Annotated in this window: 15 protein-coding genes; 7 read left to right on the top strand and 8 right to left on the bottom strand. The window is 71.9% G+C overall.

Features of this window, described 5'->3' with window-relative positions; translation table 11 throughout:
* Window positions 1-25: 25 nt before the first annotated feature.
* Window positions 26-793, bottom strand: a complete 768-nt coding sequence (locus ACWEF6_RS04215; RefSeq protein ID WP_449681578.1) for a maleylpyruvate isomerase family mycothiol-dependent enzyme — start codon at window positions 791-793, stop codon at window positions 26-28.
* 117 nt (window positions 794-910) lie between these two features.
* Between ACWEF6_RS04215 and ACWEF6_RS04210 the strand changes: the two genes are divergently transcribed.
* Genes ACWEF6_RS04210 through ACWEF6_RS04200 form a run of 3 tightly spaced genes read left to right on the top strand, consistent with a single transcriptional unit; the run spans window position 911 to window position 2,871 of the window.
* Window positions 911-2,071, top strand: coding sequence for an MFS transporter (locus ACWEF6_RS04210; RefSeq protein ID WP_449681577.1), 1,161 nt, complete (start codon window positions 911-913; stop codon window positions 2,069-2,071).
* A gap of 9 nt (window positions 2,072-2,080) precedes the next feature.
* On the top strand, window positions 2,081-2,734 hold the full coding sequence (locus ACWEF6_RS04205; protein ID WP_449681576.1) for a hypothetical protein: 654 nt from the start codon (window positions 2,081-2,083) through the stop codon (window positions 2,732-2,734).
* Window positions 2,731-2,871: a hypothetical protein gene (locus ACWEF6_RS04200; protein WP_449681575.1), complete on the top strand. Its 141-nt coding sequence runs from the start codon at window positions 2,731-2,733 to the stop codon at window positions 2,869-2,871. The genes ACWEF6_RS04205 and ACWEF6_RS04200 overlap by 4 nt, the downstream gene beginning before the upstream one ends.
* A gap of 31 nt (window positions 2,872-2,902) precedes the next feature.
* On the opposite strand, the gene rox is transcribed toward ACWEF6_RS04200, so the two are convergent.
* The 3 genes from rox to ACWEF6_RS04185 all read right to left on the bottom strand — a co-directional run bounded on the left by rox (window position 2,903) and on the right by ACWEF6_RS04185 (window position 6,684).
* Window positions 2,903-4,345, bottom strand: a complete 1,443-nt coding sequence (gene rox, locus ACWEF6_RS04195) for a rifampin monooxygenase (RefSeq protein ID WP_449681574.1) — start codon at window positions 4,343-4,345, stop codon at window positions 2,903-2,905.
* A gap of 204 nt (window positions 4,346-4,549) precedes the next feature.
* Window positions 4,550-5,644, bottom strand: a complete 1,095-nt coding sequence (locus ACWEF6_RS04190; protein WP_449681645.1) for a C40 family peptidase — start codon at window positions 5,642-5,644, stop codon at window positions 4,550-4,552.
* A 77-nt stretch (window positions 5,645-5,721) separates the two neighbouring features.
* Window positions 5,722-6,684 (bottom strand): nucleoside hydrolase, encoded by a 963-nt coding sequence (locus tag ACWEF6_RS04185; protein WP_449681573.1) that lies wholly within the window; start codon window positions 6,682-6,684, stop codon window positions 5,722-5,724.
* Window positions 6,685-6,736: 52 nt separating this feature from the next.
* Here ACWEF6_RS04185 and ACWEF6_RS04180 point away from each other — a divergent pair, with 52 nt between their 5' ends.
* Together ACWEF6_RS04180 and ACWEF6_RS04175 are read left to right on the top strand one after the other, a co-directional pair.
* Complete coding sequence (locus ACWEF6_RS04180; RefSeq protein ID WP_449681572.1) at window positions 6,737-7,492, top strand: acyltransferase; 756 nt, start codon at window positions 6,737-6,739, stop codon at window positions 7,490-7,492.
* Window positions 7,493-7,752: 260 nt separating this feature from the next.
* Window positions 7,753-9,153, top strand: a complete 1,401-nt coding sequence (locus ACWEF6_RS04175) for an alpha/beta fold hydrolase (RefSeq protein WP_449681571.1) — start codon at window positions 7,753-7,755, stop codon at window positions 9,151-9,153.
* Window position 9,154: 1 nt separating this feature from the next.
* On the opposite strand, the gene ACWEF6_RS04170 is transcribed toward ACWEF6_RS04175, so the two are convergent.
* Both ACWEF6_RS04170 and ilvA read right to left on the bottom strand, forming a co-directional pair.
* Complete coding sequence (locus ACWEF6_RS04170; RefSeq protein ID WP_449681570.1) at window positions 9,155-9,724, bottom strand: NADAR family protein; 570 nt, start codon at window positions 9,722-9,724, stop codon at window positions 9,155-9,157.
* 20 nt (window positions 9,725-9,744) lie between these two features.
* Window positions 9,745-11,001 (bottom strand): threonine ammonia-lyase IlvA, encoded by a 1,257-nt coding sequence (ilvA, locus tag ACWEF6_RS04165; RefSeq protein WP_449681569.1) that lies wholly within the window; start codon window positions 10,999-11,001, stop codon window positions 9,745-9,747.
* Window positions 11,002-11,089: 88 nt separating this feature from the next.
* On the opposite strand from ilvA, the gene ACWEF6_RS04160 reads away from it, so the two are divergent.
* Together ACWEF6_RS04160 and ACWEF6_RS04155 are read left to right on the top strand one after the other, a co-directional pair.
* Window positions 11,090-11,581 (top strand): SigE family RNA polymerase sigma factor, encoded by a 492-nt coding sequence (locus tag ACWEF6_RS04160; RefSeq protein ID WP_449681568.1) that lies wholly within the window; start codon window positions 11,090-11,092, stop codon window positions 11,579-11,581.
* Window positions 11,578-12,573, top strand: coding sequence for a hypothetical protein (locus ACWEF6_RS04155; protein WP_449681567.1), 996 nt, complete (start codon window positions 11,578-11,580; stop codon window positions 12,571-12,573). The genes ACWEF6_RS04160 and ACWEF6_RS04155 overlap by 4 nt, the downstream gene beginning before the upstream one ends.
* Here the strand turns inward: ACWEF6_RS04155 and ACWEF6_RS04150 are convergent, their stop codons facing one another.
* Together ACWEF6_RS04150 and ACWEF6_RS04145 are read right to left on the bottom strand one after the other, a co-directional pair.
* Entirely contained in the window at window positions 12,574-12,924 is a 351-nt protein-coding gene (locus ACWEF6_RS04150; RefSeq protein WP_449681566.1) for a DUF2510 domain-containing protein, read from the bottom strand. It lies immediately after the preceding gene.
* A gap of 53 nt (window positions 12,925-12,977) precedes the next feature.
* Window positions 12,978-14,402, bottom strand: a complete 1,425-nt coding sequence (locus ACWEF6_RS04145; RefSeq protein WP_310974721.1) for a short-chain fatty acyl-CoA regulator family protein — start codon at window positions 14,400-14,402, stop codon at window positions 12,978-12,980.
* Between the last annotated feature and the right edge of the window lie 138 nt (window positions 14,403-14,540).

Below are 14,540 nucleotides of genomic sequence, written 5' to 3'. Positions count from 1 at the left end.
GTTTGTAAGGACCCTGACACGGTGGCTAGAAGCGCGTGTGGTCCAGCCAGTGGCGGAACAGCGCCGCGTCACCCGACACGGTGAGCCGCGGGTCGTCCGCGGCGATGCGCCGCGTCAGCGCGAGCAGCAGGTCGGCCGCGCGGCCCTCGACGACGACGTCGGCCTCGGTTCCCTCGGCCACCTCCACCCCCGACGACGTCCGCCGGACGAGCCAGCCGAGCCCGGGCTCGGTGGAGCGGAACAGCAGCGTCTCGCCGGTGCCCCGCAGCGACGCCCGGTCCAGCGCCGGGTGCGGCTGACGCGCGAAGACGGCCACGAGTCCCAGGCCCTCGGCGATGCCGTCCGCGGCGAGATCGGCATCGACGTCGTACGGCCTGCCTGTCGCGAAGGCGGCGTCCGCGCGGTGGACGACCGTCTCGTGGGTCAGCCGCCGCGTCCAGAACCCGGCGCGCCGATCGGGGGTCCACGTCGACGTCGGGGTTTCGGCGCCGACCTCGGCCACGGCGGCGACGAGCCGTTCCGCGCCGTCGTGCAGCCAGCCGCCGAGGGCCTCGAACGCGGGCGGGTCGTCGATCGTGACGGCCTCGAACGGCACGTAACCCGTCGGCCGGCTCGCGATGATGGCGGCGGACTTGAGGTAGGCGACCCCGACGTGACAGGCCAGGTCCCGCAGTGTCCACTCCGGACACGTCGGGACCCGCGTGTCCGGTGCGGCGCCCGCGATCGCCGTCCCGAACCGGTCCGCTTCGGCGACGAGGGCATCGGCCAGCCGGTCGTGGCTCAAGGAATGCACCCCGCCACGGTAGACCGGGCGACGGCGGCCGTGGGGTCGTGATCGGCTGCCCCGAAGACGGCCTCCCCGGACCTGGACGGCCGTCTCGGCGCGGGCCAAGATCCGTAGGGTGGCGGGGTGACTGGGGAATTGAAACGCGCTCGGCTCGGGGTTTCCGTCGTGTTCGCGGTGTGCGGCGCCGCGTTCGCGACCTGGCTGGCCCGGGTGCCCGCGGTGCAGGGACGGCTCGGGCTGAGCACCGGCGAGCTGGCGACCGGGCTGTTCGGCCTCGCCGCCGGATCGGTGCTCGCGCTGCTGGCCGCGGGCGCACTGCTCACCCGGATCGGCAGCCGGGCGGCCGTCGTGCTCGGGGCGGTGGTGCTGTGCGCGGGGCTGCCGCTGGTCGCGCTCGCGTGGTCGGCCCCGGTGTTCTTCGCCGCGCTCGTCGTGCTGGGCGTGGGCAACAGCCTGCTCGACGTCGCGATGAACGCCCACGCGGCCCGCGTCGAGGAGGGCTACGGCCGCCCGATCTTCGCGGGCTTCCACGCCTTCTGGAACATCGGCGGCCTGGCGGGTTCGGGCGTCGACGCGCTGATGGAGGCCCTGCACGTCCCGGTGACGGTGCACTTCCCGGTGGCGGGCGCGGTGCTGCTCGCGCTCGCGCTGTGGGCGGCCCGCACCCGGTTCCTCGCCGGCGCCGACCGCGGCCAGGGCGACGCGGCGTTCGCGTGGCCGAGCCGGGCGCTGGTGCCGCTGGGCGTGATCGCGTTTTGCGGCTTCGTCGCCGAAGGAGCGGTCAACAGCTGGAGCGCGGTGTACCTGGCCGACGTCACCGGCGCGACGCCCGCACTCGCCTCGCTGGGTTATTTCGCCTTCTCGGGAACGATGATCGCGGTCCGTCTGGTCGCCGACCGCGTGGTGGCACGCACGGGCCCGGTCCGTTTCGTCCGCGTGGCGGCCGCGATCGCGGTGCTGGGCTTTGCCGTGGTCCTCGCGGCGCCGTGGCCGATCGCGGTGGTGTTCGGCTTCGCGGTCGTCGGGCTCGGCGTGGCCGGGATCGTGCCGATCGCGTGGAGCGTGGCGAGCCGCAAGCAGGCGGACGCGCCGGGCCGGGCGGTCGCTGCGGTCGCGGCCTGCGGGTACGTGGGCTTCCTGGTGGAGCCGGCGCTGGTGGGCGCACTCGCGACGAGTGTCGGCTTGCACTGGGCCCTGTCGTCGGCGGTCGCGGTCACCGTGGGGATCGTCTTCCTGGCGCCCTCGCTGCGGGAACCGGCGTTCACGCGGGCCGGCCCGGCCTAAGCTCACGAGGTGGAGAAGGCCATCCCGATCGACCGGGTGCTGGGCCACACGCCCGCCACGGACGGTCGGATCACCATCGAGCAGCTGGCGTTCGGCTTGCTGACCGCGGGCGCGAGCGTCGCCCTGCGGGTGCTGACGGAGCTGGGCGAGGACCCGGCCACGCTGGCGGACCGGTTCCGGCCCCCACCCGACCCGGAACCGTTCACCCCCGAGTCCTTCATGCGGGCGATCGAGGAGCGAAACCGCGCAGAGCTGACCCCGGAGGCCCGGGCCCTGGTCGATCGCGTCCGCGACGAGAAGGACTGCACCCCATCGCTCCTGCTGGCGCTCGCCGAGGCAGGCGTGGTGCCGGTCTCGCCGGACGACGTCCGGAACCAGTTCGAGAAGTGGGGCGTGGAACCCGAGCCCCTGTTCCCGCCGGACATCCGGAAGCTGAACACGCTGATCGCGTACGCGCGGGAGTGGAAGCGGAAAGCCGTCGACGCGGACCTCTACGAGCGAGCCTCCGAGCTCCGGACCCGCGAGCGCGCGGCGATGGGCCGTCGCGCGGAACTCCTGACGGAATGGGCCGGCGAAGCCGAGCTGGTGGCCATGGTGGAAGAAATCGAGAGCCTCCGCGCCACGGTCCGCCGTCTGCGCGGCGAGGCTCAGCAGGCGCCATGAACACCGCCGCGGCACGCCTCGGGAACCGCTCGCCGATCAAGGTTCTGCCGGGACACGCGGGCGGCGACGAGCAAGAAGAAGCACTCGCCACCGCCCGCACGCACGGGATGAGCCCGGTGCAGGTCCGCCTCGCGTGAGCCAGCCCGCCTCGACGCCCTGCACCCGGCCTCACCGCAGCGGTGAGCCGAACCAGCGGGCGAGGTGGTCGTCCAGGTCCCGTTGGTCGTCGCCGATCCAGGCGACGTGACCGTCGGGACGCAGCAGGACGCCCGGAACGTCGAGGGCCGCGGTGGGGTCCGCGAGGTGGTCGACCCGGTCCGCCCAGCCGCCGGCGGTGAGACGTTCGGTGCGGTCCAGCAGCAGCCCGCGGCCGCCGCGCAGCCGGTCGTAGAGGCGGCCCTGCTTGACGTCGATGTCGCGCAGCCGCCGGCCGAGCAGGTCGGGGCCCTCGCCGAAGTCGTAGCGGATGTCGATCGCGGCGATCTTCTCGATCAGGTGACGGTTGACCACGTCGAGGTCCATCAGTTCGGCGAGCAGCCGGCGCACGGCCTGCGGCCCCGGTCCGGGGGAGGTCAGTTCCATCTGAGCCCGCGTGTTGTCGAGGACGGCCTCGGCGACCGGCTGCCGTTCGGCCTGGTACGTGTCCAGCAGCGGCTCCGGCGCCCAGCCGCGGACCCGCGCGGCCAGTTTCCAGCCGAGGTTGAAGGCGTCCTGGATGCCGAGGTTCAGGCCCTGCCCGCCGGTGGGCGGGTGGATGTGCGCGGCGTCGCCGGCCAGCAGCACCCGCCCGGACCGGTACCGCTCGGCGAGCCGGGTGGCGTCGCCGAATCGCGACAACCAGCGCGGGGAGTGCACCCCGAAGTCGGTGCCGGCGACGGCCCGCAGCTGTTGCCGAAAATCGTCCAGGGTGGGTTCCGCCGCCCGATCGGCCACGCCCGCGGCGGGGACGACGACGCTGTAGACGCCTTCGCCGAAGGGCCGGAGCCAGAACCGCTTGTGGATCTCCCCGACCTCGGCCACCTTGGCGGCGATCTCCGCCGGCGGCGCGCTCACCGCCATTTCGCCCATCAGCGTCTCGGTCCGCGAGGGCTCGCCGGGGAAGCCGATGCCGCTCAGCTTGCGCACCGTGCTGCGCCCGCCGTCACAGCCGACGAGGTAGCGCGCCCGGACGCGTTCGCCGTCGGCGAGCTCGACGGTCACGCCGTCGTCGTCTTGCCGGAAATCGACCACGGCCGCGCCGTGCCGGACCTCGGCGCCGAGGCCGATCGCGTGTTCTTCGAGAATCCGAACGATCACCGGCTGCGGGATGCCCAGCAGGTAGGCGTGCGCGGAATCGAGGTCCCGCGGCGCGGGCTTCGGGATGGCGGCGAAGAACCCGCCGGCCGGCCGCTGCCGCCCGTGTTCGAGGAGGCGGTCCAGCAGGCCGCGCATGGCCATCAGTTCGAGACTGCGGACGTGCAGCCCGACGATACGGACGAACGACGCGGGTTCGGTGTCCTGTTCCAGGACGAGGACGCGTACGTCGTGCAGCCGCAGCTCGGCGGCCAGCGTCGCGCCGGTCGGCCCGCAGCCGGCGATGATCACGTCGAACGAAGGGGGCGAAGAGTCCATGGTGGTGCCTTTCGGGAGTGCCTCTGTCCGGCGCTCCCGGCGACACCTACGTCAATCGCCCGGCCGTGACTGGAGGGGGAGCACCCACATCGATCCAGCGTTCATGGGTCTCACCTCCTCGGGCGGTGTCACGGTCCCCGGCAAGTTACAAGCCCGGCCGCCACCCCGTCCAATCCTTTTGTCGCCTGCGCGACCACGCCCTGGTCAGGCCGTCGGCCGGCCCGCTCCCGCGTAGTCGTCGCCGTCCCGGCGGTAGGAGTGGACCTGCACCGCCTGCCCGGTCTGCGGCGCGTCGATCATCTGCTGGTTGCCGATGTAGAGACCGACGTGGTGGATCTTCGTCGCCGGCTCGCCGTAGAAGATGAGGTCGCCCAGCTGCGGGTCGGTCACGTGCGGCACGCTGCGGAACTGCGTGTCGGCCGTGCGCATCAGCTTGATCCCCGCGCTCCCGTACGCCGCCGTCGTCAGGCCCGAGCAGTCGAAGCCCGGGTCGCTGCCGCCGGTGCCGTTGCCGCCCCAGATGTAGGGGAGGCCGATCTTGTCGATCGCGAAGTTGACCGCGCTGAGCACCGCCGGGTTCGGCGGCGTCGCGCCCTGGCCGACCGTGCCGTAGACGTTGACTGTGGCCAGCGTCCGGTGCAGGAACAGCGGCGCCGCCTGCAGCGTGCTGACCGAGTTCCACCACGTCTGGCCCTGGGACAGGTCGTGGCCGTCGGCGCACAGCGCGCGGCCCGTGGTCAGCGCCGCGTCGTCGATATTTTGGACATCTGGTTTCCCGCCGGACGCGCTCGCCTGGTACTTGCCCCAGACCGCCGGGGCGAGCTGCATCGGCCCGGCGGCGTTCGCCGTCGAGACGACCTTGTTGTAGAAGTCGCGCACCTCGATCGTGCCGAGCGGCTTGTCCAGGACCCCGGTGGTGCCGAACTGCCCGCCCTGCGCCCGGCCGTGGTCCGTGGTCACTTTTCCGACCGCGGCCAGCGTGACCCACGAAAGGTGACACCCGGGGACGTCCTTGCTCAGCTTCGTCGTCGCCTTCGCGTAGCCGACCATCGCACGCAACGGGACGTCGAGCCACTGGCTGGTCTTCGACGCCCAGGCGTCGAACTCGCTCGCTTCGGGCACCTTCGGTGGCGTCGAGGTCTGCGGAGGCGCGGTCGTCGGCGGCTTGGACGTCGTCGGCTTGGCGGACGTCGGCGACGCCGTCGCGGCGGCGTTCGTGGTCTCCTGCTGCTTCGGCGCGAGCAGGATGCCGGCCACCAGGGCCCCCGCGACGACGACCACCGCCGCGATCACGACCACGGGCTTCCGCCGGCGAGGCCTGGGCGCGTCCGCCTCGGTCTCGGTGTCGGCCGGGACGACCTCGGGCTCCTCGTCGCTCACCGGGCCGCTCCGGTGAGCCGGTCGAGGACGAAGCCGCGCAGGCCGTCGAGGTCGGTGTCCATCGCGACCTCGATCGGACGGCCGGGGGAGAACTGCGGATCGTCTTCGCCGAGTCGTCGCCGATCGACCAGGGTCTGGCCGCGCGCCGGGCCGAGGCCGCAGTCGACGTCGACCCGGTAGGTCTCGGTGTGCAGGATGCCCGGCGAAATCGCCTCGGCGACCGCGACGGCGTCGTGCATGACCATCCGGTCCTCGCCGAACACGCGCGTGTAGTGCTGCCGGTAGGTCGAGGTCAGCCCTTCGAGGGTGGCGCCGACGGACCCCGACGACGCGAGCTTCGCCAGCCATTCGCCGTCGACGGCGCAGCGGTGCGTGAGGTCCAGCGGGACCAGCACGACCGGGACGTCCTCCTCGACCAGCACCCGCCGGGCCGCCTCGGGGTCGCTCCAGATGTTGAACTCGGCGGCGGTCGTGCTGTTGCCGAACGTCACGCCACCACCCATGATCACCAGCCGCGCGATCTTCGCCGCCGCGCCCGGGTGGGCCGCGAGCAGCGCGGCGATGTTCGTCAGCGGCCCGATCGGGGCGATGGTCACCGGCTCGTCGGCGGCTTCGAGCAGGTCGAGCATCAGCCGGACGGCGTCCCGTTCCTCCAGCGGACGGCTCGCCTCGGGCAGCGTGTAGGAGTGGCCGGACAGGCCGTCACCGCCGTGGACCTCTTTCGCGTCACGCGGCTTGGAGTAGACGAGCGGCCGCGCCGCCCCGGCGGCGACGGGCACGTCGTCGCGGCCGAACAGCGCCAGCAGCCGGCGCGCGTTCGACGTCGTGCGGTCGAGGGGGACGTTGCCGAAAACCGACGTCACACCGAGGAGGTCGACGTCCGGGGACAGCGCCGCCAGCGCGATCGCCAGCGCGTCGTCGACGCCGGGGTCGGTGTCGATGATCAGCTTCGTGCCCATCCAGCTCCCCTTGCCTGCGAACCCGTCCCGCACACAGGTTACGGTCACGGGCATGACGTCGATGTGGGGTGCGCCCGCGCTGTCGCGGGTGCGGGCCTGGCGCCGTGCCCGGCAGGACCCGCGGCAGGCGAAGTTCCTGACCGCCGACTCGCTGCGCTGGGTGCTGCGCAACCGCGCCTACACGCCGTGGTACCTGGTCCGGTACTACCGGCTGCTCAAGTTCCGGCTCGCCAACCCGCACATCATCCTGCGGGGGATGCTCTTCCTCGGGAAGGACGTCGAGATCCACTGCCGCCCCGGTTACGGGCGCCTGGAGATCGGCCGTTGGGTCCACATTGGCGACGGCAACGCCATCCGCTGCCACGAGGGCTCGCTGCGGATCGGCGACAAGTCCGTGTTCGGCCGCCAGAACGTGATCAACTGCTACCTCGACATCGAGCTCGGCGCGGCCACGCTGGTCGCCGACTGGGTGTACATCTGTGACTTCGATCACGTCATTTCGGACATTCACGTGCCGATCAAGGACCAGGGCATCGTGAAGTCCCCGGTCCGGATCGGCCCGGACACCTGGCTCGGTACGAAGGTCAGCGTCCTGAAGGGCACCCGTATCGGCCGCGGCAGCGTGCTCGGCGCGCACGCGGTCGTCCGTGGTGACATTCCGGACTACTCGATCGCGGTCGGCGCGCCGGCCCGCGTGGTCCGTAACCGCGAAGACGACTACGCGGCCGACGCCGTCCGTCGCGAGGCCGTCGCGGACATGGCCCGGAAGGCGAACAAGGCCCTGCAGAAGACCCTCGGCGAGCAGTAGGACCCTTCGGGCCGCGTGGTCGTTTCGGCGACAACGCGGCGCCGCGGGTGGACCTCGTTCTTCGGGAGCTGCCTCGCGCCGGCCCCCTCGGTTCCGCCGGGGCCGCGCCAGTGCGTCGAGGGCGGCCGCGCCTTTCAGGTGTCTGACCTGCGGTTTTCCGGGTGGTCGAAAATCGGCCACGCGTGTTTCCCGGCCGTTCGGCGGCGATCCTCGGCTGATCGGCCGATCTCCACCACCCCGGACCCCGGAAGCCTGGGGCCATGTCGATCACCCGGTTCGCCGTCCCGCTGCTCGCCGTCGCGGCGCTGCTGCCCGCCGTCCCCGCGGTCGCCACCGCGAGCCCGCTCTCCTGGCGGCTCTGCGCCGAGGTCGCGAACGGCTGGGACCCCGACGACCACCGCACCGAATGCACGCTGGTCCCGGTCCCGGTGGACTACGCCGACCCCGGTGGTCAGAAAATCGACATCGCCGTCAGCCGCATCCGGGCGACCGGGACGCGGACCGGCGCGGTGCTCCTCAACCCCGGCGGTCCCGGCCAGTCCGGTCTCACCATGCCCCGCAGCATCGCCGACAGTCGCGCCGGCGGCCTCGGCGTCCACCACGACCTCGTCGGGTTCGACCCGCGCGGCGTCGGCTACAGCGCCGACCTGCCGTGCCCGGTCGAGGTCCCCGAGCCGGCCCCGGGCGCCGTCGACAAGGAGAAGGCCCGCGAAGCCGCCGAACGCGCCGCCGCCGTCAACCGCCAGTGCGTCGACGCCCACCCGGCCTTCGTCCGGAATCTGACCACGCCGACGATCGCCCGCGACCTGGACCGCATCCGCGTCGCGCTCGGCGAGGACAAGATCGGCTACTACGGCGTCTCGTGGGGGACCGCGCTCGGCGCGCAGTACCGGTCGCTCTTCGACGACCACGTCGACCGGATGCTGCTCGACTCCGTCATGCCGCCGGACCTGGATGTCACCGCGATGGACGACGGCCAGGCGACCGCGGGCGAGAACACCTTCCACGACTTCGCGGCGTGGATCGCCAGGTACGACGCCATTTACCGATTCGGGACCACGGAGCCGGCCGTCGCGAAAGCGCTGCTCGGCCTGCGGGACCGGCACGGCGCGACCGTCAACGACCTGCTCGCCGGCCCCCGCCGTGACTGGGCCCGCTCGGCGAAGCAGCTCGCCGCCATCCGCGACGGCGCCCGGCCCGTCGTCGAAAAAACGACAACAGGCGGCCTGGGCTGGGACGGCGAGCCGTACGCGTTCAACCACTTCCAGCAGACGGCGCTGCTCTGCAACGAGTCACCGAGCCCCCGCGACTTCGAGACCGTCTGGCAGCACCGCCTCGACCGGATGAAACGCCTCCCGGTCGCCGGCGGCTACGGCTTCTACGAACAGCTCTGCATCGGCTGGCCCCTGGCCGCCCGGCCGTGGATGTTCGAGAAAGGGACAAGCCCGCTGCAGCTCGCCGGCCACGTCTCCGAGCCCATCACCCCGATCGGCTGGGCGCTCGCGATGCAGCAGCGGATCGGCGGCGCGCTCATGACCATCGAGGACGACGTCCACGGCTCGCTGTCGTCGCTGCCCTGCGCCGACGCCGTGGTCACTTTCTTCGACACGGGCAAGACGATCTCGGCGTCGTGCCCGGGGGCGCCGATCCCGGCGCCGTGAGTCAGACGCGGGCCCGCAGCTGGTCGCGGACCTCCATCAGCGCGAAGCCGAGCAGGTTCAGCCCGCGCCAGTAGTCCGGCTTGGTCGCGTTCTTCTCCTCGCGCGCGAGGCCGGTGCCCCAGACGAGGTCCTTCTTGGACGCCTCGACGAGCACCGCGTCCCCGGTTCCCAGCAGGAACCGGCGCAGGTCGCGGTGTTGCCGGAATTTGGCCAGGTTGCCGTCGACGACGATGTCGAACCGGTGCCGCTCCCAGGTGGCGGCGTCGAACCCGGCGACCTCGCGGCCGAGCACCTTCGCCGTCTTCGGGTCGGGCGTCGACCGGATCAGCTCGGCCTTCTCGACATCGCCGAACAACAGCGCCTTGCCCGCCATCATGTAGTGCTCGGCGGTCGGGTAGACGACGCCGTCGGCCTCGAACGGGTCGGCCCACCACTGGCTCAGGCAGCTCGCCGTGACCCGCCCGGACTTCGAGGGCGTGTGCCCGTAGAACAGCAGGTACTCGGGCTCCGCACCCTCGTGGACTTTTTCGCGCAACGCCTCGACACTGCGGACACCGTCGACCTTCACCATCCGCCTAGTGGACCACGTCCTCAGAGCAGGAAGTGGAACAGGGGGCTGCCCGGCTCGATCCGCTCCACTTGCAACGGGCTCGCGTCCATCCGGGCCAGCAGCCCGGGCAGGTCGGCCGCCCGGGCGATTTCGATGCCGACCAGCGCCGGACCCATCTCACGGTTGGTCCGCTTCACGTATTCGAAGCGCGTGATGTCGTCTTCGGGTCCGAGGACCTGCTCGAGGAACCGCCGCAGCGCGCCCGGCTCCTGCGGGAACCCGACGAGGAAGTAGTGCTTCAGCCCCTCGTGCATCAGCGAGCGCTCGAGGATCTCGCTGTACCGGCTGACGTCGTTGTTGCCGCCGGAGACCAGGCAGACGACGGTCTGGCCGGGCTCGACCTCGACGACCGTGCCGAGCGACGCCGCGGCGAGCGCGCCCGCGGGTTCGGCGATGATCCCGTCCGACTGGTACATCGCGAGCATCTCGGTGCACACCGCGCCCTCGGCGACCGCGGTCAGCTCGGCGCCGCTTTCGCGGATCAGGGGGTAGGTGACCGCGCCGGCCTCGCGGACGGCGGCGCCGTCGACGAACGAGTCGAGCTCCGGCAGCCGCACCGGCTGCCCGGCTTCGAGGGCCGCGGCCATGCAGGCCGCGCCCGCGGGCTCGACGCCGACGATCCGGACGTCGGGATGCCGCTCGCGCAGCCAGCTGCCGACCCCGGCGAGCAGCCCGCCGCCGCCGACCGGCACGACCACGACGTCGGGCACGAAGCCGAGCTGCTCCACGACCTCGAGCGCGACCGTGCCCTGACCGGCGACCGTGCGCACGTCGTCGAACGCGGGCACCAGGGTCGCGCCGGTGCGCTGGGCGTCCTCGTTGGCCGCGGCGAAGGCGTCTTCGTACGTTTCTCCGACAACGATGACCTCGATGTGCGCGCCGCCGAGCGTCGCGATGCGCTCGCGCTTCTGCCGCGGCGTGGTCCCGGGGACGTACACACGGCCGGTGGCGCCGAGCCGGCGGCACGCGTACGCGACGCCCTGGGCGTGGTTGCCGGCGCTGGCGCAGACGACGCCTCTCGCGCGGACGTCCTCGTCGAGCTGGACGATGAAGTTGTACGCGCCGCGGATCTTGTACGACCGGACGGTCTGCAGGTCCTCGCGCTTCACCCAGACCTGCGCGTCCACCCGGGACGACAGCCGGGCGCTCGGCTCCAGCGGCGTCCGGGTCACCACCCCGGCCAGCCGCTCGGCGGCCTTTTCGATGGTCGCCGCGGTCACCGTGTCGATGTCGTGCACCCCGGTGAATCTACGACTCGAGCGTCCCGGGCAACCGGCCGGGCCTCCGGGCGCATCAGAGGGGTGTCGAACGAGATGGGGGTCGCCGATGGACGCCGGATTCACCGAGTACGTGACCGCGCGGGCGGGATGGCTGCGCAAAGTCGCGTACTTGCTCTGCGGCGACTGGCACCGGGCCGACGACCTGGTCCAGTCGGCGGTCACCCGGCTCTACGCGAACTGGCCGCGGGCCTCCCGCGCCGACAACGTCGACGGCTACGTGCGCCGCACGCTGGTCAACACGTTCCTGGCCGAACAGCGCACGTCGTGGTGGCGGCGAGTGGATTTGCGCGAAAACGACCAGGACCCGCCCGCGCCCGGTGGCGACGTCGAATTGGCCCTCGACCTGCGGGCAGCCCTGGAACGGCTGCCGGCCCGCCAGCGGGCGACCGTCGTCCTGCGCTACTTCTGCGACCTCCCGGTCGCGGAGACCGCGCGGGCGCTGGGCTGTTCCGAAGGCACCGTCAAGAGCCAGACCGCGAAGGCCGTGAACGCGCTGCGCGAGCTGCTGGGCGAACCGATCCGGGAGGGACGAGCATGACCGACCACGAGCTGGCCACCAAGCTGAAGGAACTGGCCGACACGCCTGCCCCACCGCCCCGGATCGACCTCGACCGCGCGCGCCGGGTCGGCGGACGCCGTCGCCGTCTGCGGACCACCGCGCTGGTCCTCGGCTGTGCCGCGGTCGTGACGGCCGGCGGAGTGACGGCGGTGTCGCTGTTCCGGCCGGTCCCGCCGCCGGCGACCACGTCGGCGACCACGCCGGTGGCCACCGCGCCCTCGCCCACGTCCCTCACGCCGGTGCCCACCGACAACCCGATGGTGGCGAAGGCGAGCTTCGGCTGGGTGCCCGAGCAGATCAAGGGCGTCGAGTACGCCGTGGGCGCGCACGGCGACACCGTGCTGGCCGTCGGCCAGGGCGAGCTGGCGCCGATGATCTGGTTGTCGATCTACGACCAGGACCCACCCCTCCCGCACAACCTGGGCGGGCAGCCGACCCGGATCTCGGTCCGGATCGGCGACCGCGACGGCTATTGGCTCACCACCGACCCGGCCGATCCGCTGAACCACGGGAACGCCTACCTGCAGTGGCAGGCCCCGGACGGCCGGTGGGCCCGCCTGAACGCGTACTACCTCGCGGTCCCGGACCTGCAGCAGGTGCTGACGCGGGTCGCCGGTGACGTCAGGTTCGGCACCCGGGCGGTGCCCCTGCCGCTGCACATCACCGGCCTGCCGGGCACGTTCCACCTCGGCGACGGTTACCTGCGGCGCCGCGCCGACCAGGACGGCGTCCCGTGGCGGCTGGTGCTGCAGTACACGTCGGACGGCGCGCTGGTCACGATCAACGTCTCGCCGCCCGGCGGCCCCATCGACGGCCTCGGCGAACCGCAGTGCGTGACGAAGAACGGGCTGAAGGCCTGCGTTTCGTTCGACCAGCCGAAGATTAGCGGCATCACCGCGAAGGAACTCCTGAGCCGGATCACCGTGCTCGGCCCGGACGAGGCGAAGTGGACCACGCACGTGATCGGGTGATCAGCGCGGCGGCGCCTGCGTGTGCTCGGTCCAGCGGGTCCCGTCCCACCAGCGCAGGACGCCGCTGGCGCCCGGGTGGGCGTACCAGCCGGGCGGCGGTCCCTGACGCGCGGCAGGCTGGGCGGTCACCGGCGCGGGGTAGGCGTTGCCGCGGCTCTCGCCGCCGCGGTCGTGGAGGCTCAGCTTGTGCCCGCACGCCCGGCAGTTCGGGGTGAAGGCCTGCACGACCGCGACCCCGCCCGCCGTCGCGACGTTCGCCCAGAGCTTGCCCTGCCGGCGCCCGAATTCGGCGACGGCCGAGTTGGTGCAGCGCTTGCAGTTGTTGCAGCCCGTCCGGACCCGTTCGGCCATGGCGACCCCCTGCCGGTGACGTCGCCGGCGCCCGGTGGCTCGTTACCGGGTGCTCAGCCCTTGGGCACCGCCGGGTACGGGACGAAGGTGCTGGTGTTCTCGTCCACGGTGAGCTGCTTGCCGATCGTCGGGAACGCGCGCTGCGAGCACGCCGGGCGTTCGCAGACTTTGCACCCCATCCCGATCGGCGTCGCGGCGGCGGGTTCGTCCAGGTCGAGGCCGGTCGAATAGATCAGCCGCCCGGCGTGGCGCAGTTCGCAGCCCAGCCCGACCGTGAACGTCTTGCCCGGACTGCCGTAGCCGCCGATGTTGCGCGACACCGTGCGCGCGATCCAGAAGTAGCTTTTGCCGTCGGGCAGGGTGGCGATCTGGGTGAGGATCTTGCCCGGCTGGGTGAAGGCCTCGTAGATGTTCCACAGCGGGCACGCCCCGCCGACCCGGGAGAAGTGGAACCCGGCCGCCGACTGCCGCTTCGACATGTTCCCGGCCCGGTCCACCCGCACGAACGAGAACGGCACCCCGCGCTGCTTGGGCCGTTGCAGCGTGGACAGCCGGTGGCAGACCGTCTCGAAGCCGACGCCGTAGTGGTCGCAGAGCCGCTCGATGTCGTAGCGGAACCGTTCGGCGGCGGCCAGGAACGGCCCGTAGGGCAGGATCAGCGCCCCGGCGAAATAGTTCGCCAGGCCGACGCGGGCGAGCGAGCGGGCCGCCGGGCCGGAGAACGCCCACGAATCGGCCAGCTCGGTGATGAGGTCGTCGTACTCGAGCAGGGCGATCTGCGAAGCCATCCGGAACGCCTGCTGCCCGACCCGCAGGCTCGGCGCCAGCCGCAGCACCCGCGTCACCGGCTCGTAGCGGTGCTGCTGGCCGGCGGCTTCGTCGATGCCCTCGCTGGTCACCTCGACGCCGTAGCGCTGGGAAAGCCGCTCCTTCAGCGCGCCCAGCACCTGCCCGCGCAGCAGCGGGATGTCCGCGGCCATCTTCTCGGCGCGTTCGTCCAATTCCGCGACATAGTTCTCGCGCTCGTAGAAGAAGTCGCGGACCTCCTCGTGCGGCAGCGGCGCGGCCGCGCTGCCGTGCAGGCCCAGGCCGTTTTCCGTGGTCAGCGCGGCGGTGCTCTCGACGGCGTTGCGGTAGCTGCGGTGCAGCTTGACCAGCGCCTGGGCGATCGCCGGGAGGTTCGTGGCCAGGTCGTTGAGCTCGCTGGTCGTGACGTCGATGCCGAGGACCTCGTCGAGCAGGGCTTCTTTGACGTCGGCGACCAGCCGGGACGTGTCGTTGTTGGCGAAGAACTCGGTGTCGACGCCGAACGCCTGCGTGATCCGCAGCAGTACCGGCACGGTCAGGGGACGCGAGTTGTGCTCGATCTGGTTGAGGTAGCTCGGTGAGATCTCCAGCACACGGGCGAGGTCGGCCTGGCTCATCGAGCGGCTTTCGCGGAGGTGCCGCAACCGGGCGCCGGCGAAAGTCTTCTCCATCCGAGGCCTCCTTTCCGGAAGGTTTCCGGCCCTGAACGGTTACGTGAACGGTCAAGAACGCGGATTTTCGATCACTTGCGAACCGGCCGATTCGCAACCTTTGCAAAGAGCGTACGTACCCTTCGCACAAATTGGCAA

This window comes from Amycolatopsis sp. NPDC004772 (assembly GCF_053601215.1).
This window is presented reverse-complemented; position numbering and strand designations above follow the sequence as displayed.